21 protein-coding genes are annotated in these 23738 nt (G+C 75.1%); all 21 read left to right on the top strand.

Annotation, left to right across the window (positions count from 1 at the left end; all coding sequences use genetic code 11):
- The first annotated feature begins 118 nt into the window (after positions 1–118).
- On the top strand, positions 119–1297 hold the full coding sequence (gene metK, locus ACQPYX_RS18355) for a methionine adenosyltransferase (RefSeq protein WP_433798741.1): 1179 nt from the start codon (positions 119–121) through the stop codon (positions 1295–1297).
- Positions 1298–1461: 164 nt separating this feature from the next.
- Entirely contained in the window at positions 1462–3570 is a 2109-nt protein-coding gene (locus tag ACQPYX_RS18350; RefSeq protein ID WP_433798740.1) for a primosomal protein N', read from the top strand.
- Between the two features lie 125 nt (positions 3571–3695).
- A complete protein-coding gene (gene def / locus ACQPYX_RS18345; RefSeq protein WP_433798739.1) occupies positions 3696–4277 on the top strand; it encodes a peptide deformylase in 582 nt (193 codons plus the stop codon).
- Positions 4278–5219 (top strand): methionyl-tRNA formyltransferase, encoded by a 942-nt coding sequence (gene fmt / locus ACQPYX_RS18340; RefSeq protein WP_433798738.1) that lies wholly within the window; start codon positions 4278–4280, stop codon positions 5217–5219.
- Positions 5216–6679, top strand: coding sequence for an RsmB/NOP family class I SAM-dependent RNA methyltransferase (locus ACQPYX_RS18335; protein WP_433798737.1), 1464 nt, complete (start codon positions 5216–5218; stop codon positions 6677–6679). The genes fmt and ACQPYX_RS18335 overlap by 4 nt, the downstream gene beginning before the upstream one ends.
- Before the next feature lie 24 nt (positions 6680–6703).
- The gene (gene rpe / locus ACQPYX_RS18330) at positions 6704–7393 is read left to right on the top strand and encodes a ribulose-phosphate 3-epimerase (protein WP_433798736.1); all 690 of its coding nucleotides are present in this window, start codon (positions 6704–6706) and stop codon (positions 7391–7393) included.
- 123 nt (positions 7394–7516) lie between these two features.
- Positions 7517–8167, top strand: coding sequence for a riboflavin synthase (locus tag ACQPYX_RS18325; protein WP_433798735.1), 651 nt, complete (start codon positions 7517–7519; stop codon positions 8165–8167).
- On the top strand, positions 8164–9429 hold the full coding sequence (locus ACQPYX_RS18320) for a bifunctional 3,4-dihydroxy-2-butanone-4-phosphate synthase/GTP cyclohydrolase II (protein WP_433798734.1): 1266 nt from the start codon (positions 8164–8166) through the stop codon (positions 9427–9429). The genes ACQPYX_RS18325 and ACQPYX_RS18320 overlap by 4 nt, the downstream gene beginning before the upstream one ends.
- Complete coding sequence (gene ribH / locus ACQPYX_RS18315) at positions 9426–9932, top strand: 6,7-dimethyl-8-ribityllumazine synthase (protein WP_433798733.1); 507 nt, start codon at positions 9426–9428, stop codon at positions 9930–9932. Before ACQPYX_RS18320 ends, ribH begins: the two co-directional genes overlap by 4 nt.
- The gene (locus tag ACQPYX_RS18310; protein ID WP_433798732.1) at positions 9929–10411 is read left to right on the top strand and encodes a PH domain-containing protein; all 483 of its coding nucleotides are present in this window, start codon (positions 9929–9931) and stop codon (positions 10409–10411) included. The genes ribH and ACQPYX_RS18310 overlap by 4 nt, the downstream gene beginning before the upstream one ends.
- Positions 10408–11424 (top strand): quinone-dependent dihydroorotate dehydrogenase, encoded by a 1017-nt coding sequence (locus ACQPYX_RS18305; protein ID WP_433798731.1) that lies wholly within the window; start codon positions 10408–10410, stop codon positions 11422–11424. Before ACQPYX_RS18310 ends, ACQPYX_RS18305 begins: the two co-directional genes overlap by 4 nt.
- Positions 11425–11567: 143 nt before the next feature.
- A complete protein-coding gene (locus ACQPYX_RS18300; RefSeq protein ID WP_433798730.1) occupies positions 11568–12290 on the top strand; it encodes an HAD family hydrolase in 723 nt (240 codons plus the stop codon).
- A gap of 63 nt (positions 12291–12353) precedes the next feature.
- Positions 12354–12815, top strand: coding sequence for a Rieske (2Fe-2S) protein (locus ACQPYX_RS18295; RefSeq protein ID WP_433798729.1), 462 nt, complete (start codon positions 12354–12356; stop codon positions 12813–12815).
- A 33-nt stretch (positions 12816–12848) separates the two neighbouring features.
- Entirely contained in the window at positions 12849–15896 is a 3048-nt protein-coding gene (locus ACQPYX_RS18290) for a DEAD/DEAH box helicase (RefSeq protein ID WP_433798728.1), read from the top strand.
- Positions 15886–16728, top strand: a complete 843-nt coding sequence (locus ACQPYX_RS18285) for an SWIM zinc finger family protein (protein ID WP_433798727.1) — start codon at positions 15886–15888, stop codon at positions 16726–16728. The genes ACQPYX_RS18290 and ACQPYX_RS18285 overlap by 11 nt, the downstream gene beginning before the upstream one ends.
- 18 nt (positions 16729–16746) lie before the next feature.
- On the top strand, positions 16747–17472 hold the full coding sequence (locus ACQPYX_RS18280) for a PIG-L deacetylase family protein (protein ID WP_433798726.1): 726 nt from the start codon (positions 16747–16749) through the stop codon (positions 17470–17472).
- 443 nt (positions 17473–17915) lie between these two features.
- Positions 17916–18476: a MarR family transcriptional regulator gene (locus ACQPYX_RS18275; protein ID WP_433798725.1), complete on the top strand. Its 561-nt coding sequence runs from the start codon at positions 17916–17918 to the stop codon at positions 18474–18476.
- 124 nt (positions 18477–18600) lie between these two features.
- On the top strand, positions 18601–20625 hold the full coding sequence (gene uvrC / locus ACQPYX_RS18270; protein WP_433798724.1) for an excinuclease ABC subunit UvrC: 2025 nt from the start codon (positions 18601–18603) through the stop codon (positions 20623–20625).
- Positions 20622–21515: an RNase adapter RapZ gene (gene rapZ, locus ACQPYX_RS18265; RefSeq protein ID WP_433798723.1), complete on the top strand. Its 894-nt coding sequence runs from the start codon at positions 20622–20624 to the stop codon at positions 21513–21515. The genes uvrC and rapZ overlap by 4 nt, the downstream gene beginning before the upstream one ends.
- Positions 21512–22672 (top strand): gluconeogenesis factor YvcK family protein, encoded by a 1161-nt coding sequence (locus ACQPYX_RS18260; protein ID WP_433798722.1) that lies wholly within the window; start codon positions 21512–21514, stop codon positions 22670–22672. Before rapZ ends, ACQPYX_RS18260 begins: the two co-directional genes overlap by 4 nt.
- Positions 22663–23676: a DNA-binding protein WhiA gene (gene whiA, locus ACQPYX_RS18255; RefSeq protein WP_433798721.1), complete on the top strand. Its 1014-nt coding sequence runs from the start codon at positions 22663–22665 to the stop codon at positions 23674–23676. The genes ACQPYX_RS18260 and whiA overlap by 10 nt, the downstream gene beginning before the upstream one ends.
- Positions 23677–23738 lie beyond the last annotated feature (62 nt).

Genomic DNA, 23738 nt, shown 5'->3' with positions numbered 1-23738 from the left:
ACCGCACTGTGACGCGGTGCGCAGAACCGCCGGTCAGGGGCCTGCCCGATGGGCCGGATGCCGTTAGTGTTGCCCGGTCCCACTGTCGAGGCAGGGAGAAATTGTGCCCGCTAGGCGTTTGTTCACTTCCGAGTCCGTCACCGAGGGCCACCCGGACAAGATCTGTGACGCCATCTCCGACGGGATTCTGGACGCCTTGCTGGCGCAGGACCCGAAGAGCCGTGTCGCCGTCGAGTCGATGGTGACCACGGGCCAGGTCCACGTGGCCGGCGAGGTCACCACCAACGCCCACGTGAACTACGTGGACATCGTCCGCAAGACGATCCTGGACATCGGCTACGACTCGTCCGCGAAGGGCTTCGACGGCGAGACCTGCGGTGTCTCGATCTCGATCGGCGCGCAGTCCGCCGACATCGCGCAGGGCGTCGACCAGGGCTACGAGTCCCGCGTCGAGGGCTCCGAGGACGAGATCGCCAAGCAGGGCGCCGGCGACCAGGGCCTCATGTTCGGCTACGCCGACGCCGACACCCCCGAGCTCATGCCGCTGCCGATCGGGCTCGCCCACCGGCTCGCGCGCAAGCTGACCAGCGTCCGGCGCGAGGGCGTCCTGCCCTACCTGCGCCCCGACGGCAAGACCCAGGTCACGATCGCCTACGACGGCGACAAGCCGGTCGGCGTCGAGACCGTCGTGCTCTCCACGCAGCACGCCTCGGACATCGACCTCGACGAGATGCTCGCGCCCGACATCCGCTCGAAGGTCATCCAGCCCGTGCTCGAGGGCATCGACCTCGACTCGTCGAACACCCGCGTGCTGGTGAACCCGACCGGCCGCTTCGTCGTCGGTGGCCCGATGGGCGACGCCGGCCTGACCGGCCGCAAGATCATCGTCGACACCTACGGCGGCTACGCCCGCCACGGTGGCGGCGCCTTCTCCGGCAAGGACCCGTCGAAGGTGGACCGCTCGGCCGCCTACGCGGGCCGCTGGGTCGCCAAGAACGTCGTCGCCGCGGGCCTCGCCCGTCGCGCCGAGGTCCAGCTCGCCTACGCGATCGGCAAGGCCGAGCCCGTCGGCGTGTTCCTCGAGACGTTCGGCACCGCGAACGTCGACCCCGCCAAGATCGAGCAGGCCATCCACGAGGTCTTCGACCTGCGCCCCGGCGCGATCGTGCGCGACCTCGAGCTGCTGCGCCCGATCTACCAGCCGACCGCCGCGTACGGCCACTTCGGCCGCGACGACCTCGACCTGCCCTGGGAGCGCACCGACCGCGCCGACCAGCTGAAGTCGATCGCCGGCTGACGGCCCCGAGCACGATCCGACGGCCCGGCCGCCCCTGCAGGGGGTGGTCGGGCCGTCGTCGTCCATCCACCCCCCGTGGCAGCAAAGCGTCGTTGCGTGCGTCCAGTGACAGGAAATCCACATCCTCGCCCGGGCGGTCGGACCGCTCTGGTAGACCGGCGCCCGTGAACGGATCACCGGGCGACGAGGCGCTGCTGGCGCTGCCCGGGATGCCCGAACCCGCACCGCCCGTCGTCGAGAAGAAGACCCCGAAGCACAACGAGCGGCTGCCCGCGGAGCAGGACCCCGTCGCCTCGGTCGCCGTCGACGTCCCGCTGCCGCACCTCGACCGGCCGTTCGACTACCGCGTGCCCGTGCAGCTCGCCGACACCGCGGTGGTCGGGGCGCGCGTGCGGGTGCGCTTCGCCGGGCGGATCGTCGACGGCTACGTGCTGGCCCGCTCCGAGACCACCGAGCACGACGGTCGGCTGCAGTGGCTGGAGAAGGTCGTCTCGCCCGAGCCGGTGCTCTCGCCCGAGCTCGCCGCGCTGTGCCGCACGGTGGCCGACCGCTACGCCGGCACGCTCGCCGACGTCCTGCGGCTCGCCCTGCCGCCACGCCACGCGCGGGTGGAGAAGGAACCCCGTCCCGACGAGGAGGTGTCGCCGGTCCCGCCGCCGGCGCCCGACGACGGGCCGGGGTGGGCCGCCTACCCACGCGGTCCGGCGTTCCTCGAGGCGCTCACCGCCCACCGGCCCGCGCACGGGGTGTGGCAGGCGCTGCCGGGCGAGGACTGGGCGCGGCGACTCGCGGAGGCCGCGCGAGCCGCCCTGGCCGCGGGTCGCGGCGCGGTGATCGTCGTGCCGGACCGGCGCGACCTCGACCGCCTGCACGCGGCGTGCATCGAGGTGGTGGGGGAGGAGCACGTCGCCGCGCTGGCCGCCGACCTCGGGCCCGCCGAGCGGTACCGGCGCTGGCTGGCGGTCTCGCGCGGCCGCGCGCGCCTCGCGATCGGCACCCGGGCGGCCGCGTTCGCGCCCGTGCCCGACCCGGGCCTGCTCGCGGTCTGGGACGACGGGGACGACTCGCACACCGAGCCCCGTGCGCCCTACCCGCACACCCGCGACGTCCTCATCGCCCGCGCGCACGGCAGCGGCGCCGCCCTGCTCGTCGGCGGCACCACGCGCACCGCGGAGGCCGAGGTGCTGGTACGCAGCGGGTGGGCGCACCCGATCGCGGCCGAGCGCACGACCGTCCGCGAGCACGCCCCGCGCGTCACCGCGATCGGCGAGGACGAGCGGCAGCTGCTGCGCGACCCGACCGCGCGCGCCGCCCGGATCCCCTCGGTGGCGTTCGAGGCCGCGCGCGCCGCGCTCGCGGCGGGCCGACCGGTGCTGGTCCAGGTCCCGCGCCGCGGCTACCTCCCCGCCATCGCCTGCGCGCAGTGCCGCGAACCGGCCCGGTGCAGGCACTGCCACGGGCCGCTCGGCATCCCCGCCGGCACCGCCGACGTGCCCGCCCCGCCGACCTGCCGGTGGTGCGGCCGCCCGGCCACGAACTACCGCTGCCCGGCGTGTGCCTCGCCTCGGGTGCGGGCCACCGTCGTCGGCGCCGGCCGCACCGCCGAGGAGCTCGGCCGGGCCTTCCCGCAGACGGTGGTCCGCAGCTCCGGGGGCGGGGCCACGATCCTGGAGACGGTCGAGGCGGCCCCCGCCATCGTCGTCGCCACCCCGGGCGCCGAGCCGGTCGCCGACGACGGGTACGGCGCCGCCCTCCTGCTCGACGGCGCGGCCCTGCTCGCCCGCCCGGAGCTGCGCGCGGCCGAGGACACCGTGCGGCGCTGGTTCGCCGCCGCCAAGCTCGTGCGCCCGGGTCCCGCGGGCGGGCGGGTGGTCGTGGTGGCGGAGTCCGATCTGCCCGCCGTGCAGGCCCTGATCCGGTGGGACCCGGCCGGGTTCGCCGGCGCGGAACTGGACGCCCGCACCGAGCTGGGCCTGCCGCCCGCGGTGCGGATGGCGGCCCTGGACGGCGACCCGGAGGCGCTGCGCGACCTCGTCGACACCACCCGGCTCCCGCTCGACGCCGACGTCCTCGGGCCCGTCGAGCTGCCGCCCGGCACCCGGCTGCCGGGCGCGGACGAACGCACCGAGCGGGCCGAGCGGGTCCTCGTCCGCGTGCCTCGGCCCGCCGGCCGCGAGCTCGCGCGGGCACTGCAGGAGGCGCAGGCCGTCCGGGGCGCCCGCCGGGAGCGCGAGCCGGTCCGGGTGCTGCTCGACCCGCACGACCCGCTCTGAGCGCCCTCCTTCTCCGGCGTGAGGGGAACCCTCGTGGCGGTGGGGCGCCCGGATCCTCCCCTCACGGTGACGCGGCGAGCGCCGCCGGATCGGCCGGACCGGGCACACGCCTAGACTGGACGACCGTGACCGTCCAGCCCGTCCGCTTCTTCGGCGATCCCGTCCTGCGGGAGCGCGCCGCCGAGGTGACCACGTTCGACAAGGAGCTCCGCCAGCTCGTCGCCGACCTCGACGAGACGATGCGGGAGCAGGGCGGCGCCGGCCTCGCGGCGCCGCAGATCGGCGTGGGGCTGCGGGTGTTCACCTACCGCGCGGGCGAGGACATGCACGGCCACCTGGTCAACCCGACGTGGAACGTCCTCGACGACACGACGCAGACCGGCCCTGAGGGCTGCCTGTCGATCCCCGGGTTCCGCTGGGACTGCACGCGGTTCGACCACGTGGTCGCGACCGGCTGGGACATGCACGGCGAGCCGCTGCGGATCGAGGGCACGGCGATGCTGGCCCGCGCGATCCAGCACGAGACCGACCACCTCGACGGCGTGCTCTTCCTCGACCGGCTGGACGCGGCGACGCGCAAGGAGGCGATGGCGGCGATCCGCCAGGCCGAGTGGTTCGACCCGACGGCGCCGCCGCGCATCAAGCAGAACCCGCACGCCGCCGACCCGGCGCACAAGGCGAACCCGCTGTTCGGGGGCGTCCGCTAGATGCGGCTCGTCTTCGCCGGCACCCCGGAACCCGCCGTGCCCTCGCTGCGCCGCCTGCTGGAGGGCACCGCGCACGAGGTCGTGGCCGTGGTCACCCGGCCCGACGCGCCCGCGGGCCGGAAGCGGCGGCTGCAGCGGTCGCCGGTGGGCCTGCTAGCCGACGAGGCGGGGGTGGAGGTGCTCACGCCCGCGAGGGCGTCCGACCCGGACTTCCTCGCGCGCCTCGCCGCGATCGCGCCGGACTGCTGCCCGGTCGTCGCCTACGGCAATCTGCTGCGCCCCGCCGCCCTCGCCATCCCGACGAACGGCTGGGTCAACCTGCACTTCTCCCTGCTGCCCGCGTGGCGCGGCGCCGCGCCGGTGCAGGCCGCGATCCGCGCCGGGGACGAGATCACCGGCGCCAGCACGTTCCGGCTCGAGCAGGGCATGGACACCGGTCCGGTGTTCGGCACCGTCACCGAGAAGATCGCCGACGACGACACCGCGGGCGCGCTGCTCGAGCGGCTCAGCCACAGCGGGGCGGGCCTGCTCGCGGCCACCCTCGACGGGATCGCCGACGGCTCGCTGCAGCCCGTGCCGCAGCCCGCCGAGGGTGTCTCGGTCGCCCCGAAGGTCACCGTCGACGACGCCCGGGTCCACTGGACCGACCCGCCGCTGGCGATCGACCGGCACGTCCGCTCGGTCACGCCGGCCCCCGGCGCCTGGACCGGGTTCCGCGGCACCCGGCTCAAGCTCGGGCCCGTCACGACGACGGGGTTCGACGACCTGGCCCCGGGCGAGATCGTCGTCGAGCGCAAGCGGGTCCTCGTCGGCACGGCGGCGGCCCCCGTCGTGCTGGGCACCGTGCAGCCGGCCGGGAAGCCGATGATGCCCGCCGTCGACTGGAGCCGCGGCGTGCAGCCCGCGGCGGGGGAGCGGTTCGAGACGACGGGGACGGCATGACCGACAGCTCCGTCCCGCCCGGCGGCCACCGCTCCGGCAAGGGGCCGCGCCGCAGGCCGGAACGCCCGCACCGGTCGGGTCCGCCGCGCGGTCGCTCCGGGCCGAACCGGCCGCCGCAGGGCGACGCCGCCCGCGAGGCCGCGCTCGACACCCTGCGGGCCGTCCGCGAGGACGACGCCTACGCGAACCTGACGCTGCCGAGGCTGCTGCGCGAACGGCGGGTCTCGGGCCGCGACGCCGCCCTCGCCACCGACCTCGCCTACGGGGCGTGCCGGGCACAGGGTCTGCTCGACGCCGTGCTCTCCGCCTGCGTCGACCGCCCGCTCGACCGGCTCGACGGCGTCGTCCTGGACGCGCTGCGCCTCGGGGCCCAGCAACTGCTGCGCACCCGGATCCCCGCGCACGCCGCCGTCGGCGCGACCGTGGAGCTCGTCCGCTCGCGGGCCGGCTCGAAGCCCACCGGCTTCGTCAACGCCGTGCTGCGAAAGGTCGCCGAGCGCGACGAGGCTGGGTGGGTCGCCCAGCTCGCCCCGGACGCCGCCACCGACCCGGTCGGGCACGCCGCGTTCGTCCACGCCCACCCGCGCTGGATCGCCGAGGTCTTCGCCGCGTCCCTGCCGGAGGCCGAACTCGAGCCGGCGCTGGCCGCCGACGACGCCCGGCCCGCGGTCCACCTGGCGGCGCGACCGGGCGAGATCAGCGCCGAGGAGCTCGCCGCGATCACCGGCGGCGACGAGGCGCCGTACTCGCCCTACGGGGTGCTGCTCACCGAGGGCGGCGACCCGGGCGATCTCGAGCCGGTCCGCGAAGGGCTCGCCGCGGTGCAGGACGAGGGCAGCCAGCTGGTCGCCCTGGCCGCCGCCCGCGCGCCGCTCGAGGGTCGCGACGAGTTCTGGCTCGACCTGTGCGCCGGCCCCGGCGGGAAGGCCGCCCTGCTCGGGGCGCTCGCCGCGATCTCCGGTGCCACCCTCGACGCCGTCGACCGCGCCCCGCACCGCGCGGCCCTCGTCGAGAAGGCCACCGCCGGCCTGCCGGTGCGCGTGCACACCGGCGACGCCCGGGAGATCGCGCTGCCCGAGGCGGCCTACGACCGGGTCCTCGTCGACGCGCCGTGCACCGGGCTCGGGGCGCTGCGCCGCCGCCCGGAGGCCCGGTGGCGCCGCCGCCCCGAGGACGTCGCCGACCTCACGGCGCTCCAGCGCGACCTGCTCACCCACGCCCTCGGGCGGGTGCGCCCCGGCGGGGTCGTCACCTACGCGACCTGCTCGCCGCACCCGGAGGAGACGGTCGACGTGGTCCGGGCCGTCGCCGCCGCGACCGGCGCGGAGGTGCTCGACACCGCCGGCAGCCTGCCCGAGCTGACCGGGTCCGACGTCGGGACGGGGCCGGGTGTGCAGCTCTGGCCGCACCGGCACGGGACCGACGCCATGTACTGCGCGACCCTGCGGCGAACCGCCTGATCACGGGTGCGGGAGACTGGGGACGTGCCCGCCCCGCTCATCGCGCCCAGCATCCTGTCCGCGGACTTCGCCCGGCTCGCCGACGAGGCCGCGGCGGTGCACGGCTCCGACTGGCTGCACGTCGACGTCATGGACGCGCACTTCGTGCCCAACCTGACGCTGGGCCTGCCGGTCGTGGAGAGCCTGCTGCGCGCCACCGACATCCCGCTGGACTGCCACCTGATGATCGAGGACCCGGACCGCTGGGCGCCGCCCTACGCCGAGGCCGGCGCCCACAACGTCACCGTGCACGCCGAGGCCGCCCGCGACCCGCGGAAGCTGGCGAAGGACCTCCGTGCGGCCGGCGCCCTCGCCGGGCTGTCCATCAAGCCGGGGACCCCGCTCGAGGACTGGATCGAGGTCCTCGCGGACTACGACACGCTGCTCGTGATGAGCGTGGAGCCCGGGTTCGGCGGGCAGAGCTTCATGCCCGAGGTGCTGGACAAGGTCCGGACGGCGCGGCGGCTGGTCGACACCGGGCACCTGCGGGTCCTCGTGGAGATCGACGGCGGGATCAGCGCGGACACCGTGGAGCAGGCCGCCGAGGCCGGCGTCGACTGCTTCGTCGCGGGCAGCGCGGTCTACGGGGCGGACGACCCGGCCCGGGCGGTCGCGGCGCTGCGCGAGCAGGCGGCCGCGGTCTCCCCGCACCGTTCACTGACTACTCGCGAGTAACCTGAAGGGTGGCGGTTGTCACCGGGAAGGGACCCGGTGGGCGACGACCGCGCGAGGATGATGCAGGCAACGTCGATCGTTCAGACGGGCGACGACCGGAGACGACGGGCGAGGGAGCCAGGAGTGTTCACGGGCATCGTGGAGGAGGTCGGCGAGATCGTCGACGTCACCCCGCAGGCGGACGCCGCCCGGCTGCGCATCCGCGGTCCGCTGGTCGTCTCCGACGCCCGGCCCGGCGACTCGATCGCCGTCAACGGCGTGTGCCTCACCGTGGTCGACCCGGAGCCGGACTCCTTCGCCGTCGACGTCATGGGCGAGACGCTGCGCCGCTCGAGCCTCGCGGCCGCGGCCGCCGGCACCCCGGTGAACCTGGAGCGCGCCCTCGCGGCCGGCGCCCGGCTCGGCGGGCACATCGTGCAGGGCCACGTCGACGGCACGGCCACGGTCGCGGCGGTCGAGCCGTCCGAGCACTGGACCGCGGTCCGCTTCAGCACGCCGCGGGCGGCGGACGGCGGGGTCGGGATCGCCCGCTACATCGTCGAGAAGGGCTCGATCGCCGTGGACGGCGTGAGCCTCACCGTGACCGAGGTCGACGACGACGGGTTCGCCGTCGGGCTGATCCCCACCACCCTCGCCGAGACGACCCTCGGGTCGCGTGCGGTCGGGGCGACCGTGAACCTGGAGGTCGACGTGGTGGCCAAGTACGTCGAACGGCTGCTCGGCACGGGAGCGCTGCAGCCGGAGCAGCATCATCGGACGGAGTCGGGAGCATGAACCACGTGGACGGCTTCGAGCACATCGAGCGGGCCATCGAGGACATCGCCGCGGGCAAGGCCGTCGTCGTGGTCGACGACGAGGACCGCGAGAACGAGGGCGACCTCATCTTCGCCGCGCAGATGGCGACGCCGGAACTGGTGTCGTTCATGGTGCGCTACACCTCGGGCTACATCTGCGTGCCGCTGACCGGCGAGGCCTGCGACCGGCTCGACCTCCCACCCGCGCACTCGATCAACCAGGACCGGCACGGCACCGCCTACACGGTGTCCGTCGACGCGCGCGAGGGCATCGGCACCGGTATCTCCGGCGCCGACCGCGCACGGACCATCCAGGTCCTCGCGAACCCGGCGTCGACCGCCACCGACCTCTCCCGCCCCGGGCACGTCGTCCCGCTGCGCGCCCGCGACGGCGGCGTCCTGCGGCGTCCCGGGCACACCGAGGCCGCCGTCGACCTCGCCCGCCTCGCCGGGCTCGAGCCCGCCGGCGCCATCTGCGAGATCGTCTCGCAGAAGGACGACGGCGAGATGGCGCGCTACGAGGAGCTCGCGGTGTTCGCCGACGAGCACGACCTCGCGCTCATCACGATCAAGGACCTGATCGCCTACCGGCGCCGGTCGGAGAAGCAGGTCGCGCAGGTCGCCCACGCCCACCTCCCGACGGTCCACGGTGAGTTCGAGGCCTACGGCTACGACTCGCTGCTCGACGGCATCGAGCACCTCGCGCTGGTCTACGGCGACCTCGGCGACGGCGAGGACGTCCTGGTCCGTGTGCACTCCGAGTGCCTCACCGGCGACGTCCTCGGCTCCCGCCGCTGCGACTGCGGCCCCCAGCTCGACGCCGCGATGGCCGCGGTCGCCGCCGAGGGCCGCGGGGTGGTGCTCTACGTGCGTGGCCACGAGGGCCGGGGGATCGGCCTGATCCACAAGCTGCAGGCCTACCAGCTGCAGGACGCGGGGGCGGACACCGTCGACGCGAACCTCGCGCTCGGCATGCCCGCCGACGCCCGCGACTACGGCACCGGCGCCCAGATCCTCGCCGACCTCGGCGTCCGGAGCATGCGCCTGCTGACGAACAACCCGGAGAAGCGCGCGGGGCTCGAGGGCTACGGCCTGACGATCCTCGACCGGGTGGCGCTGCCGCTGCGCGCGACCCCGGAGAACCTGCACTACCTGCGCACCAAGCGGGACCGCATGGGGCACGACCTCCAGGGGCTCGACGTCTACGAGGCGGGCCTGGCGAGCAGCGAGTCCGGCGCATGAGCACGCAGGGACGCCCCGACCTCGCGGTGCCGGACGCCACCGGCCTGCGCCTGGGGATCGCGGCCACGCGCTGGAACGCCGAGATCGTCGAGACGATGCTCGAGCGGGCCCTGCTCGCGGCCGAGCGCGGCAACGTCGAGCACCCGACGGTGGTCCGGGTGTCGGGCGCGATGGAGCTGCCCGTCGTCTGCCAGGGCCTCGCGGCCGGGCACGACGCGGTCGTCGGGCTCGGCGTCGTCATCCGCGGTGCGACGCCGCACTTCGACTACGTGTGCGACGCCGTGACGGCCGGGCTGCTGCGCGTCGGGCTCGACGAGCGCACACCGGTCGGCAACGGGGTGCTCACCACGGAGAACCTCGACCAGGCCTGGGAGCGCGCCGGCACGCCCCAGTCCACCGAGGACAAGGGCTTCGAGGCGGTCGTCGCCGCCCTCGACGCGGCGATCACGCTCAAGCAGCTGCGCGACGGCACCCACCGCGCGCCGGTCGGGTTCGCGCGATGAGTGCCGACTCCCCGGTCGTCGTCCCGCCGGAGGGCCTGGACCTCGGCCCGGTCGAGCTCGAGATCCGTCCGCGCCGCATCCGGTGGGTCGCGTGGGTGCTCGCGATCCTGCTGTTCGCGTTCTTCGCCGGTGGCGCGCTGCTGGTGTACGTCGAGTCGGCCGGCTTCAACTTCCGGCCCGCCGACCAGGTCGCGATGGTCGTCCTCGGGCTGATCCTCGCGGGCTGCGCGCTCCTGTTCACCCGCCCCCGGCTGCGCGCCGGCGCGGGCGGCGTCGAGGTCCGCGCGACGATCCTCACGCGGCGGGTCGCGTGGGCCGACGTCGTCGGGATCAGCTTCCCCGACGGCGCCCAGTTCGCCCGGCTCGACCTGCCCGACGACGAGTACCTGGTCGTCTCGGCGATCCAGGCCGTGGACAAGCTCCACGCCGTTCAGGCCGTGAAGGGGCTGCGGGACCTCTACGCGAAGTACGCCCCGTGACACTGTACGAGTCGCTGTTCCGGCACGTCGCCGTGCGCGTGCCGGCCGAGCGGACCCACCGCATCGGGATCCGCGCCCTCGCCGCGGCCACACCGGTCCTCCCGGAGCGGGCCCCCGACCCCTCGCTCGCCGTGCACGCGATGGGCCTCGAGTTCCCGTCGCCGCTCGGCGTCGCCGCGGGCTACGACAAGGACGCCGAGGGGATCCGCGGGCTCGCCCGGCTCGGGTTCGGTGCCGTCGAGATCGGCACCGTCACCGCGCGCCCGCAGCCCGGCAACCCGCGGCCGCGCCTGTTCCGGCTGCCCGACGACCGCGCGCTGGTCAACCGCATGGGCTTCAACAACGCCGGGGCGGACGCCGTCGCCGAGCGCCTGGCCGCGCTCCGGGCGGGCGGGCCCCTCGGCACCGTGCTCGGCGTCAACATCGGGAAGTCGAAGGCCGCCACCGGGCCGGAGCAGACGGTCGCCGACTACCGCTACTCCGCCCGCGCCCTCGGCCCCCACGCGGACTACGTCGTCGTGAACGTCTCCTCCCCGAACACCCCGGGCCTGCGCGACCTCCAGGGCGTCGACGCCCTCGAGCCGCTGCTCGCCGCGGTGCGGGAGGAGATCGGTCCCACGCCGCTGCTCGTCAAGATCACGGCCGATCTCGACGACGACGGGGTCGACGCGGTCGCCGACCTGGCCGTCGCGGCCGGCCTCGACGGCCTCGTCGCCACGAACACGACGGTGTCCCGCACCGGCCTGCGCTCCGACCCCGCCGTGGTCGACGCCGCGGGCACCGGAGGCCTCTCCGGCGCCCCGCTGGTGGAGCCGGCGCGCGCGATCCTCGCCCGGCTCGTCGCGCGGGTGGGCGGCCGGTTGACCATCGTCTCCGTCGGTGGCATCGCCGATGCCGCCGAGGCCCGTCGGCGCCTCGATGCCGGCGCGACGCTCGTGCAGTCCTACACCGGCTTCGTCTACGGCGGGCCGGCCTGGCCCGCGCGCGTCAACGCCGAGCTCGCCCGTTCCTGACGACGGGTCGTGTCCCGCCCGACCCGTGCGTTGCGTTCCGCACACGGCCGGGGCAGGTCGTGTCCCACCGCTCGTGCGTTGCGTCCCGCACAGCGCGGATTCCGACGCGCCGACCCCCTCCGCACCCGGCACGATGGGCGCCCGTGACCGCCCCGCAGACCGCGCCCGCCCGCCGTCCGGAGGTCGTGCTGTTCGACCTCTTCGAGACCTGCCTGCAGCTGGAGGGCCTGCGCCCGCGGTTCGTCGCGCTGGGCCGCCCGGGGCACGAGCTGGAGCTGTTCTTCGCCCGGCTGCTGCACCAGGGCATGGCGATGACGCTCGCGGGCGAGGCGCCGCCGTTCCGGACGGTCGCCACCGACATGCTGCGCCGCACGAGCGGGCGCGACCTCGACGACGACCAGGTCGCCTCGGTCCTCGACGGCTTCCGCGAGCTGCCCGTCCACGACGACGTCCGCGCCGCGTTCACGTTGCTGCGCGACGCCGGGGTTCCCGCCTACGGCTTCACCCACGGCTCGGCCGCCACCGCGAGCGCTGCCCTCGAGAACGCCGGCGTGCGCGACCTGCTCGACGACGTCTTCTCCTGTGAGGAGATCGCCTCGTTCAAGCCGCCGCGGCGGGTGTACGACTTCGCCGTGGAGCGGGTCGGCCGGGCGGGCGCAGCGATGGGACGGGGCTCGGTGGAGCCGGCCCGGACGGCGCTGGTCGCGGTGCACTCGTGGGACGTGCACGGAGCCGTGGCGGCCGGTCTGCTGGGCGGCTACTGCGAGCGGCTCGAGGGCCTGGTCCCCGACGCCGTACTCCGTCCGCACGTCGTGGCGGAGACGCTGGACGACGTCGTCGCCGGGCTGCTCGCCCTGCCCGAGTAGCGCCCCGAGTAGGTTCGACGACCAGCCGCGACCACCACCGCGACCCCGACGGAGGCCCCACCCGTGACCACCGAGCCGTCCACCACCCCGACCGGGCTGACCCGCCGCCGCGCCCTCTGCGGCCTCGTCGTCGCCCTGGCCGCCCCCGCCGCCCTCGCCGCCTGCTCCTCCGGGGAGACCGCGGCCCCGGCCGGCGGCGCCACCACCGGAGCAGGCACGTCCCCCGCTCCGGCCACGGGCGGCGTCCCGGTGGCGCAGGTCCCGGTCGGCGGCGGGACCGTGGTGGACGGGCCGAACGGGCCGGTCGTGCTGACCCAGCCGCAGCCCGGCGTCATCAAGGCCTTCGACGCCGCCTGCCCCCACCAGGGGACCACCGTCGACCCGCCCGAGGCCGGCACCATCACCTGCCCGAACCACGGCAGCGAGTTCGACGCCACGTCCGGCGCCCTGAAGAAGGGCCCGGCGGAGAGCGGGCTCACCCCCGTCGCGACGACCGTCGTGAACGGGCAGGTGCAGTTCGCCTAGACCGGACGCAGCGACGAGGAGGACGGGGCCGAGATGCTCGCGCTGCACGCCGCGTGGTCGCCCGGCCGGGGGCTGTGCCTCTGGGCCGAGGACCCGGCGCGGCGCGCGGGCGGTTCGACCCGCAGCCGCGCCCGCGGCGCCCGCCCGCACCCGTTCGCGGCCGACCACGAGCAGCTCCGGGCCGTCGCCGCGGCGCTGAACACGGCCGGCGCGGAAGGTCAGGCCGTCCTGCACCTGCCTTCCACCGACGGTCCGTCCGGCGCCTCCCGCGAGCCCGTGCCCTCCGACGGCACCGACCCGCCGACCGCGCTCGCCCCGTGGACGGTGCCGGTGCTCGAGCTCGACCCGGACGTCCTGCTGCGCTCCGAGCCGTTGCCGGGGGAGGGCGGGGAGTTCGGGGTGCTGCGGGCGCTCGGGCGGCTCGCGGCCGACCTGGTCGGGCGCGGCCGCGTCCTGCCCGCCCCGCATCCGGAGCACGACGACCCGCTCGGCTGGCGCCCCGTGCTCCAGGGTCCCGACCTGGTCGCGGCCGACGCGTTCGCCGCGGCGCTGCCACCGGCCGTGCGCGCCGAGGCCGTCGACGGGCGACCCGTCGCCGACGGGATCGGTCCCGAGCCGGCCGAGCTGGTCACCGAGGCGCTCACCGCGCTGGTCGACGCCGAGGCCCGCCATCGGCTCCGCGCCGAGCCCGTCCCCTCCGCCCTCCTCGACGCCACCTCCCGCGGGGACCTGGACCCCGGCCTCGCCCGCTGGGAGGTCGTCGGCGCCCCGCACGCCGGGCCCGCACGCGGCACCTTCCGGCTCACCGAGATCGTCGTCGACGACCTGGGACACGCGGTCGAGGGCGAACCCCGGTTCTGGCTCGAGTTCTCCCTGCAGTCGGCGCAGGACGCCAGCCTGCGCGTGACGGCGGAGTCGATCTGGCGCGACGCCGGGTCGCTGCGCCGCTGGCTCGACGACCCCAGCGAGATGCTGCTCGCCGAGCTCGGCCGCGCCGCCGCGATCTACCCGGAGCTGACCGACGCCCTGCGCGTGCCGCGCCCGACGGGGATGGAGCTCGACCGGGAGGGCGCCCACCACTTCCTGCTCCGGGTCGCCGCACCGCTCGACCGCGCCGGGTTCGGCGTGCTGCTGCCCAGCTGGTGGTCGCAGCCCGCCCGGCTCGGCATCACGGCGAACGCCACCGGCGGTGCCGGGCCGGAGGGGGTCGTCGCGCTGCGCGGGCGGCTGCGCAAGGAGGAACTGGTCGAGTTCGCCTGGAAGCTCGCGGTCGACGGCGAGCCGCTGTCCGACGAGGAGATGCGGGCGCTCGTCCACGCCAAGGCGCCGCTGGTGTTCCTGCGCGGACGGTGGGTCGCCGTCGACGCCGAGCGGCTGCGGGCCGGGCTGGAGTTCCTCGACCGCGCACCCACCGAGGGCACGGTCGGCGACGTCCTCGCGCTGCACTCGGCCTATCACGACGACCTGCCGCCCGAGTGGGCCGCGCCGCTGCCCGTCGAGGACGTCACGGCGGCCGGGTCGCTGGGCGCGCTGCTCTCGGGCGCGGCGGACGCCCACCTCGAGCTGCTCGACGACCCGCCCGCCCTCGAGGCCACCCTGCGCCCCTACCAGCGGCGCGGCGTCTCCTGGCTGGCCTTCCTCGCGGGCCTGCGCGTCGGCGGGGTGCTCGCCGACGACATGGGGCTGGGCAAGACGCTGCAGGTGCTCGCGCTGGAGGCGCACGAGCGCGTTCCCGACGACGGGTCGCTGCCGCCCACGCTGCTCGTCGCACCCACGTCCGTCGTCGGGAACTGGCAGCGGGAGGCGGCCCGGTTCACCCCGGGGCTCCGCGTCGTCGTGCACCACGGGGCGGGCCGCGCGACGGGCGACCTCACCGCCGTGCTCGCGGCCGCCGACCTCGTCGTCACGAGCTACGGCACGCTGACCCGCGACGTGGCCGAGCTGTCCCGCCACCGCTACCACCGGCTCGTCCTCGACGAGGCGCAGCTCGTGAAGAACAACCGGTCGCGGGCGGCCCGGGCGGTCCGCACCGTCGACGCCGAGCACCGCCTCGCCCTCACCGGCACCCCCGTGGAGAACCGGCTCGCCGAGCTCTGGTCGATCATGGACGCGGTCAACCCCGGCCTGCTCGGCAGCGTCACCGCGTTCCGCGACCGCTACGCGGTGCCGATCGAGCGACACGGCCGCTCCGACGTCGCGCGCCGCCTGCAGACGACCGTGCGCCCCTTCCTGCTGCGACGCGTCAAGACCGACCGCACCGTCGTCGACGACCTCCCCGACAAGATCGAGACCGTCGAACGCTGCAGCCTCACCGCGGAGCAGGCGTCGCTCTACCAGGTGGTCGTCGACGAGATGACCGAGACGCTGAGCGGCCTGGAGACGGCGGGACGTGAGGGCATCGAACGGCGCGGCAAGGTGCTCGCGGCGCTGACGAAGCTCAAGCAGGTCTGCGACCACCCGGCCCTGCTCCTGCACGACGGGTCCCCGCTCGCCCGGCGCTCCGGCAAGCTCGCGCGGGTCGAGGAGATTGTCGCGGAGATCCTCGCCGCGGGGGAGCGGGCGCTGCTGTTCACGCAGTTCACCGAGTTCGGCGACGCGCTCGCGCCGTACCTGGCCCGCCGGTTCGGCGTCGAGGTGCTGTGGCTGCACGGGGGGACGACGCGGCGGGCCCGGGACCGCATGGTCGAGTCGTTCCAGTCCGACGACGGCCCGCCGTTGTTCCTGCTGTCGCTGAAGGCGGGCGGGACCGGGCTCACGCTCACGGCGGCGCAGCACGTGATCCACCTCGACCGCTGGTGGAACCCGGCCGTCGAGGACCAGGCCACCGACCGCGCGTTCCGGATCGGGCAGAAGCGCACCGTGCAGGTCCGCAAGCTCGTCTGCGGCGGCACCGTGGAGGAGCGGATCGACGAGCTGATCGAGGGCAAGCGCGTCCTCGCCGGTCGGGTGATCGGCGACGGCGGCGACGACCCGGACTGGCTCACCGGCCTGTCCACCGACGAGCTGCGCCGCATGGTGTCCCTGGGGACAGACGCGACGGCGGACGAGGACGACGAGGGGCTCGACGACGATGCCGCCTAGACGCCGCCGCCCGAAGGAACCGTTCCGCGAGAAGTTCCCCGAGCCGCCCGCGAGCTTCTCCGAGTACGGCAGGCGGATCGCCGTCGAGGACGGGATCGCTGCGAAGAGCCGGCGCGGGGCGATCGGGGAGTCGTGGTGGTCGGGCCGGTTCCTCGCCGTCCTGGAGAAGCTCGGGGTCGGCGGGCGCCTCGACCGCGGGAAGACCTACGCGCGGGCCGGCCAGGTGATCGACCTCGCGATCGACCCGGGGGAGGTCGTCGCGACGGTGCAGGGGTCGCGCGCCGAGCCCTACCGCGCGCGGATCGGGATCACGACCTTCGCCGACGAGGCCTGGGACGCCGTCGAGAGCGCGTTCGCCGCCGACTCCTGGTACGCCGCGTCGCTGCTCGGCGGCACCGTGCCCGACGACCTCGAGGAGGTCTTCGGCCGCGTCGGTCTCTCGCTGTTCCCGACGGGGGCCCGCGAGATGCCGATGGACTGCTCCTGCCCGGACTGGTCGGTGCCGTGCAAGCACCTCGCGGCCGTGGCGTACCTGGTGGCGGAGCGGTTCGACGAGGACCCGTTCGTCATCCTGCGCTGGCGCGGGCGCGACCGGGCGACCCTGCTCGCCGGGATCCGCGACCGCCGCGACGACAGCGGACCGGCCGTCACCCCGCTCGCCCAGGTCGTCGACCGGTTCTGGACCGCCGGGGGGCCGTTGCCCGACGTCGGCGGGCAGGCCGCCGGGAACTCCGAGGAGCTGCTCGACCAGATGCCACCGCTCGGCGTCACGGTCGACGGGGTGGACGCCCGCGAGGCGCTGCGTCCCCTCTACCGGCGCCTCGGCGCCTGACCCGGTAGAACGGGCACCGTGGCTCGCATCCTCATGATCGTCGCGCACCCCGACGACATCGACTTCGGCAGCGGCGGATCCGTCGCGAGGTGGATCGCCGACGGCGACGCCGTGGACTACTGCATCGTCACCGACGGCGACGCGGGCGGGTTCGACGAGGCCGTCGGCCGCGTCGAGATGGCCGAACTGCGCCGCAAGGAGCAGCGTGCCGCGGCCGACGTCTACGGCGTCGGCGAGATCGACTGGCTGGGCCACCCCGACGGCCGGCTCTACGTCACCCACGAGCTGCGCCGCGACCTCTCCCGCGTGATCCGCAAGCGCCGCCCCGACCGCTGCGTCGTGCCCTCGCCCACCCGCAACCTGCGCTCGACCTACGGCAGCCACCCCGACCACATCGCCGCCGGCGAGGCCGCCATGTGCGCGATCTACCCCGACGCCCGCAACCCCTTCGCCCACCCCGAGCTCCTCGCCGACGAGGGCCTCGAGGCCTGGACGGTGCCGGAGACCTGGATCGCCAACCCCGGCGAGGGCGCCGACCTCTACGTCGACATCACCGACACCCTCGACCGCAAGATCGAGGCCCTCCGCGCCCACGAGTCGCAGACCGCCCACATGACCGACCTCGCCGAGCGCATGCAGATGTGGGGCTACGCGCAGGCCAAGGCCGCGGGCTGGTGCACCGACGGCACCCCGCCCGAGGAGCGCCGCTACGCCGAGGGCTTCCTCGTCCTCGACACCAAGTAGCCCGTTCCCGACGACGGGTCGGTGCGTCCCGCACACGGCCGGCACCGGTGATCCGTCTCCGGTTCCGGGCTGCGTCCCGCACACGGCCGGCACTACCGACCCGCCCCAACGCCCGCATTGCGTCCCGCACACAGCAGGCAACGGCGACCCGCCCCGACGGCCGCGTTGCGTCCCGCACACGGCCGGCACCAGCGACCCGCCAACGCCCGCGCTGCGTCCCGCAACACGCGCCCGACGAGGGGTGCGGCCCTCCGGCCGTGTGCGTCCTGCAACACGCGCCCGACGAGGGGTGCGGCCCTCCGGCCGTGCGCGTCCCGCAACACGCGTCCGACAAGGGGTGCGGCCGCCCAGCCGTGTGCGTCGCGCACGACCCGGTGCGGCATCCGGAGCAGTTCGTCCCGAACGGCACCCGACCGCGCGTCGGCCTTCCTACCGTCGACCGCGTGCCCGACATCTCGATCGTCCCCTGGTGGTACCGCTCGTGGGCGGCGGAGGACGACCCCGCGTGCGCCCGCCTCGCCGACCTCGTGCTCGGGCGGCTCCTCCCGATGGCCACGGCCCTGCACCGGGCGAACGCGGTCGAGCTCGGCCTCGACCCCACCGAGATGGCGATCGTCGAGGTCCTCGGAGTCACGCCGGTGCTCAGGCTGTCGGCCCTCGCCGACCGCGTCGCGATCAGCCATGCCGCCGCGTCACGGGCCGCCGCCCGGCTCGAGGCGAGGACGTGGGTGGACCGGACGCCGTACGGACGCGGGTACGTCGACGTCGCCCGGGCCGAGGGCACCGCCGAGGTGGTCGCGACCTCGCTCCAGGACATCCGTGGCCCGCTGGCCGCCGCGGCCGCCGATCTGACCGACGCGGAGCGGGACGCCGTGGACCGCTTCCTCCTCGAGCTCACCGACCTCCTCGCGAAACGCGCGCGGTCGCGGGGTGACCGTCGGTACCACCGGACGCTCGATCGGCGCCGCAAGGAGTGGCTGCGGGAGCCGACGCCCGACCGCTGAGGCCGCAAGCCGACACACCGGAACGCAAGTGTCTCGGGGCGGGACACGCCGAACGACACGCCGACACCACCCGCTTGGGTGCACGCCGACACGCTGAGGAGACACGCCTACGCTGGTGCTCGCCATGGCCGATCCGAGCACCTACCGCCCCGCCCCGGGAACCATCCCGGAGGCGCCTGGCGTCTACCGGTTCTCCGACGCGGGCGGCCGCGTGATCTACGTCGGCAAGGCCAAGAGCCTCCGCAGCCGCCTGAACTCCTACTTCGCCGACCTCTCCGGACTGCACCCGCGGACGCGCCGGATGGTGACCACCGCGGCCGCCGTGCAGTGGACGGTCGTGGGCACCGAGGTCGAGGCGCTCCAGCTCGAGTACAACTGGATCAAGGAGTACGACCCGCAGTTCAACGTCCGCTACCGCGACGACAAGACCTATCCGGTCCTCGCGGTGACGCTGAACGAGGAGTACCCGCAGCTCAAGGTGTACCGCGGCCCCCGCCGCAAGGGCGTGCGCTACTTCGGGCCCTACGCCCACGCCTGGGCGATCCGCGAGACGCTCAAGCTCCTCACGCGGGTCTTCCCGGCCCGGGTCTGCTCGCCGGGCGTGTTCAAGCGCCACGGCCAGATCGGGCGGCCGTGCATGTTCGGCTACATCGGCAAGTGCGCCGCCCCGTGCGTGGGGCGGGTGTCCGCCGAGGAGCACCGCCAGATCGTGCTCGACTTCTGCGACTTCCTCGCGGGCCACACCGACCAGCTGATCAACCGCATCGAGAAGGACATGCAGGCCGCGTCGGCCGAGATGGACTTCGAGCGCGCCGCCCGGCTGCGCGACGACGCGGGAGCCCTCAAGCGCGTCGTCGAGAAGCAGGCCGTGGTGCTCGGCGACGGCACCGACGCCGACGTCGTGGCGTTCGCGCTCGACCCGCTCGAGGCCGCCGTCCAGATCTTCCACGTGCGCGGCGGCCGGGTCCGCGGGCAGCGCGGCTGGGTCGTCGAGCGGGGCGAGGAGGACTCGCTCGAGGTCCTCACCGGCCAGTTCCTCTCGCAGTTCTACGGCGAGCAGGCCGCGCTGGCCGGCTCGGCCGACGACGCCGTGCAGCCCGTCCCGCGCGAGGTGCTCGTCCCGGCACTGCCGGAGAACCACGCCGCGCTCGCCCAGTGGCTGACCGAGCTGCGGGGCAGCCGCGTCAGCCTGCGGATCGCGCAGCGGGGCGACAAGCGCACCCTCGCCGAGACCGTCGAGCGCAACGCGAAGGAGGCGCTCACCCAGCACAAGCTCAAGCGGGCGGGCGACCTCACGGCGCGCAGCGCGGCCCTCGAGGAGATCCAGGAGTACCTGGAGCTCGACTCGGCGCCGCTGCGCATCGAGTGCACCGACGTCAGCCACGTCCAGGGCTCAGACGTCGTGGCGAGCCTCGTCGTGTTCGAGGACGGACTGCCGAAGAAGTCGGACTACCGCCGCTTCGCCATCCGCGGGGGCGCGGAGGGCGGGGACGTCGCCGCGATCGCCGAGGTCGTCCGCCGCCGGTTCCAGCGCTACCTGCGCGAGACCGCCGACGAGCGCGAGCACGACCCGACGTCCACGTCCTGCTCCGGCGAGACCAGCGACGGCTCCCCGGCCTCCGGTGAGCTCGACCCGGCCCACATCGACGGGCCGCTGCCGGGCATCGACCCGACGACGGGGCGCCCGCGGAAGTTCGCCTACGCGCCGAACCTGCTCGTCGTCGACGGCGGCGCCCCGCAGGTCGCGGCCGCGCAGGAGGTGCTCTCCGAGCTCGGCATCACCGACGTCGCGGTGTGCGGCCTCGCGAAGCGCCTGGAGGAGGTGTGGCTGCCGGGCGAGGAGATGCCGGCGATCCTGCCGCGCACCTCCGAGGCGCTCTACCTGCTGCAGCGTGTGCGCGACGAGGCGCACCGCTTCGCCATCACCTACCACCGCCAGAAGCGCTCGACGCGGATGACGACCTCGGAGCTCGACGGGGTGCCCGGGTTGGGGTCGACGCGCAAGACCGCGCTGATCAAGCACTTCGGGTCCGTGAAGAAGCTGCGGGCGGCGACGGTCGAGGAGATCACCGAGGTGCCCGGCGTCGGGAGGCGGACCGCGGAAGCGGTGCTCGACGCCCTCAACCACACGCAGGGGGAGGCGTCGTGACCGACGGGGGGACCGCACCCGACGGCGGGGTGGAGGTCGCGATCATCACCGGCGTCTCGGGGGCGGGACGCAGCACGGCGGCGAAGGTCCTCGAGGACCTGGGGTGGTTCGTCGTCGACAACCTGCCGCCGGAGCTGCTCGAGACCGTCGTCGACCTCGGCGCGCGGTCGCAGGGGCAGGTGACCCGGATCGCCGTCGTGATGGACGTACGCAGCCGGGCCTTCACCGCCGACCTCGGCGCCGCCATCAAGGAGCTCGACACCCGGGGCGCCCGCCCGCGGGTGGTGTTCCTCGACGCCGACGACAGCGTGCTGATCCGGCGCTTCGAGTCGAACCGCCGGTCGCACCCGCTGCAGGGCGACGGCCGCCTCGTCGACGGGATCGACGCGGAGCGCGAGCTGCTGGCGCCGCTGCGCGACCTCGCCGACCTCGTCGTCGACACCTCGAACCGGTCGGTGCACGAGCTGCGCAAGGCGATCGAGGAGGCGTTCCACGAGAGCGCCGCCGAGGTCGGCTCGAGCGTCACCGTGCTGTCGTTCGGCTACAAGCACGGGCTGCCGCAGGACGCCGACCTCGTCGTCGACGTGCGCTTCCTGCCCAACCCGCACTGGATCCCGGAGCTGCGCGAGCACGACGGGCGCGAGGCCGTGGTCAGCGACTACGTGCTCACCCAGGAGGGCGCCGCGGAGTTCGTCGACCGCTACCTCGAGCTGCTGCGCATCGTCGGGGTCGGCTACCGGCGCGAGGGCAAGCGGTACCTGACGGTCGCCATCGGCTGCACCGGCGGCAAGCACCGCAGCGTGGCCATCGCCGAGGAGATCGCGCGACGGATGGCCGGCGAGGACGGGGTGCGGGTCACCGTCTCGCACCGGGACGTGGGCCGCGAATGACCACCTACGGCACGAACGGCAACGGGCACGACGGTCCCGGCTCACCGTTCCGCGCGACCGCGCTCGGCGGCGGGCACGGGCTGCACGCGACGCTGCGGGCGCTGCGCCGGCTGACCGACGACGTGACCGCGGTGGTGACGGTCGGGGACGATGGCGGGTCCTCGGGCCGGATTCGTCGTGAACTGGACATCCTCCCGCTGGGCGACCTGCGAATGGCGCTGGACGCCCTCGCCGAGCGCGACCACGCCGGCCCGACCGACGTGTCGGCCTGGCGCCGGCTGTTCGAGCACCGCTTCGGCGGCTCGGGCGCCCTCGCCGGACATGCCGTCGGGAACCTCGTGCTCGCGGGCCTGCTCGACGTGCTCGGCGACCCGGTCGCCGCGCTCGACGAGGCGTGCAGGCTGCTCGGCGTCCGGGGTCGGGTGCTGCCGATGAGCACCGTCCCGGTCGACATCGAGGCCGACGTCACCGGACTCGGCATCTCCTCGTCGGCCGCGCGCGACGACGACGTGGCGCACCGGATCCGCGGGCAGGTGGCGGTCGCGACGACGCCGGGCCACGTCCGGCAGGTCCGGCTCGTGCCGCGGCGGCCGAAGGCGTGCGCGGAGGCGGTCGCCGCGATCCGCTCGGCCGACGTGGTGACCCTCGGCCCCGGGTCGTGGTTCACCAGCGTGATGCCGCACCTGCTCGTGCCCGAGCTGTTCACCGCGCTCACCGAGACCGACGCCCGCCGGGTCCTGGTGCTCAACCTGGCGCCGCAGCCGGGGGAGACCGCGGGTTTCTCGCCGGAGCAGCACCTCGACGCGCTGGCGGAGCACGCCCCGCGGCTGCGGCTCGACGTCGTGATCGCCGACCCGGACGCGACGCCGGAGCCCGACCGGCTCCGCCGCGGCGCCGAGGCGTTCGGCGCGACCACCCTGTTCACCGCCGTCGGCGAACCCGACGGCGCCCCGCGCCACGATGCCGTGGCACTGGCCGGGGCCCTGCGCGAGGCGGCGGGCAGTGCCGCCTCGCGCGAGCGCGTGCCCGACGACGAGTGGGACGCGCGCGTCGAGACCTGGGGGAGAGCGGCACGACGCCGGCTCGGAGCGGACGTGTTCTTCACGCCCACCGACGGCGCCTACCGCCACGACGAGGAGGACCTACGGTGGCCATGACCGCTGCGGTGAAGGACGAACTGAGCCGGCTCGCCGTCACGAAGACCTGCTGCCGGCGGGCCGAGGTGTCGGCCCTGCTGCGCTTCGGGGGTGGCCTGCACATCGTCAACGGCCGCGTCGTCGTGGAGGCCGAGCTCGACACGGGCAACGCCGCACGCCGCCTGCGCCGCGAGATCCACGAGCTCTACGGCCACCAGCCCGAGGTGCACGTGCTCTCGCAGGGCAACCTGCGCAAGGGCACCCGCTACGTCGTGCGGGTCGCGTCCGACGGCGACTCGCTCGCCCGCCAGACCGGTCTGCTCGACCCGCGCGGGCGCCCGGTGCGCGGGCTCCCGCCGCAGGTCGTCTCCGGCGGGGTGTGCGACGCCGAGGCCGCGTGGCGCGGCGCGTTCCTGGCCCACGGCTCGCTCACCGAGCCGGGCCGGTCGTCGGCGCTGGAGATCACCTGCCCGGGCATGGAGGCGGCGATGGCGCTGGTCGGCGCCGCCCGTCGGCTCGGCGTGGCCGCGAAGGCGCGCGAGGTCCGGGGTGCGGACCGGGTCGTGGTCCGCGACGGCGACGCCATCGGCGCGCTGCTGACCCGCATCGGCGCCCACTCCTCGGTGCTGCAGTGGGAGGAGCGCCGGATGCGCCGCGAGGTGCGCGCGACGGCGAACCGCCTGGCCAACTTCGACGACGCCAACCTGCGCCGGTCGGTCAAGGCCGCCGTCACCGCGTCCGCCCGGGTGAACCGCGCCCTGGAGCTGCTCGGCGACGAGGTGCCCGACCACCTGATCACCGCGGGCCGCCTGCGGGTGCAGCACGAGCAGGCCTCGCTGGAGGAGCTCGGCCAGCTCGCCGACCCGCCGATGACCAAGGACGCCGTCGCCGGCCGCATCCGCCGCCTGCTCGCGATGGCCGACAAGAAGGCCAAGGACCTGCGCGTGCCGGACACCTCCGCCGCGGTCACCGCGGACATGGAGGAGGACGACATGGTCGAGGTCCCGGCGGGCCGGGAGCACTGACCCGGTTCCGGGAAACCGGGCGCGTAAGCGCTTGCGGGTGAGGTGTTTGCGACGGTGCGCGG

The sequence above is a fragment of the Actinomycetospora sp. CA-084318 genome, assembly GCF_050955885.1.
In the GTDB taxonomy this organism is placed as follows: domain Bacteria; phylum Actinomycetota; class Actinomycetes; order Mycobacteriales; family Pseudonocardiaceae; genus Actinomycetospora.
This window is presented reverse-complemented; position numbering and strand designations above follow the sequence as displayed.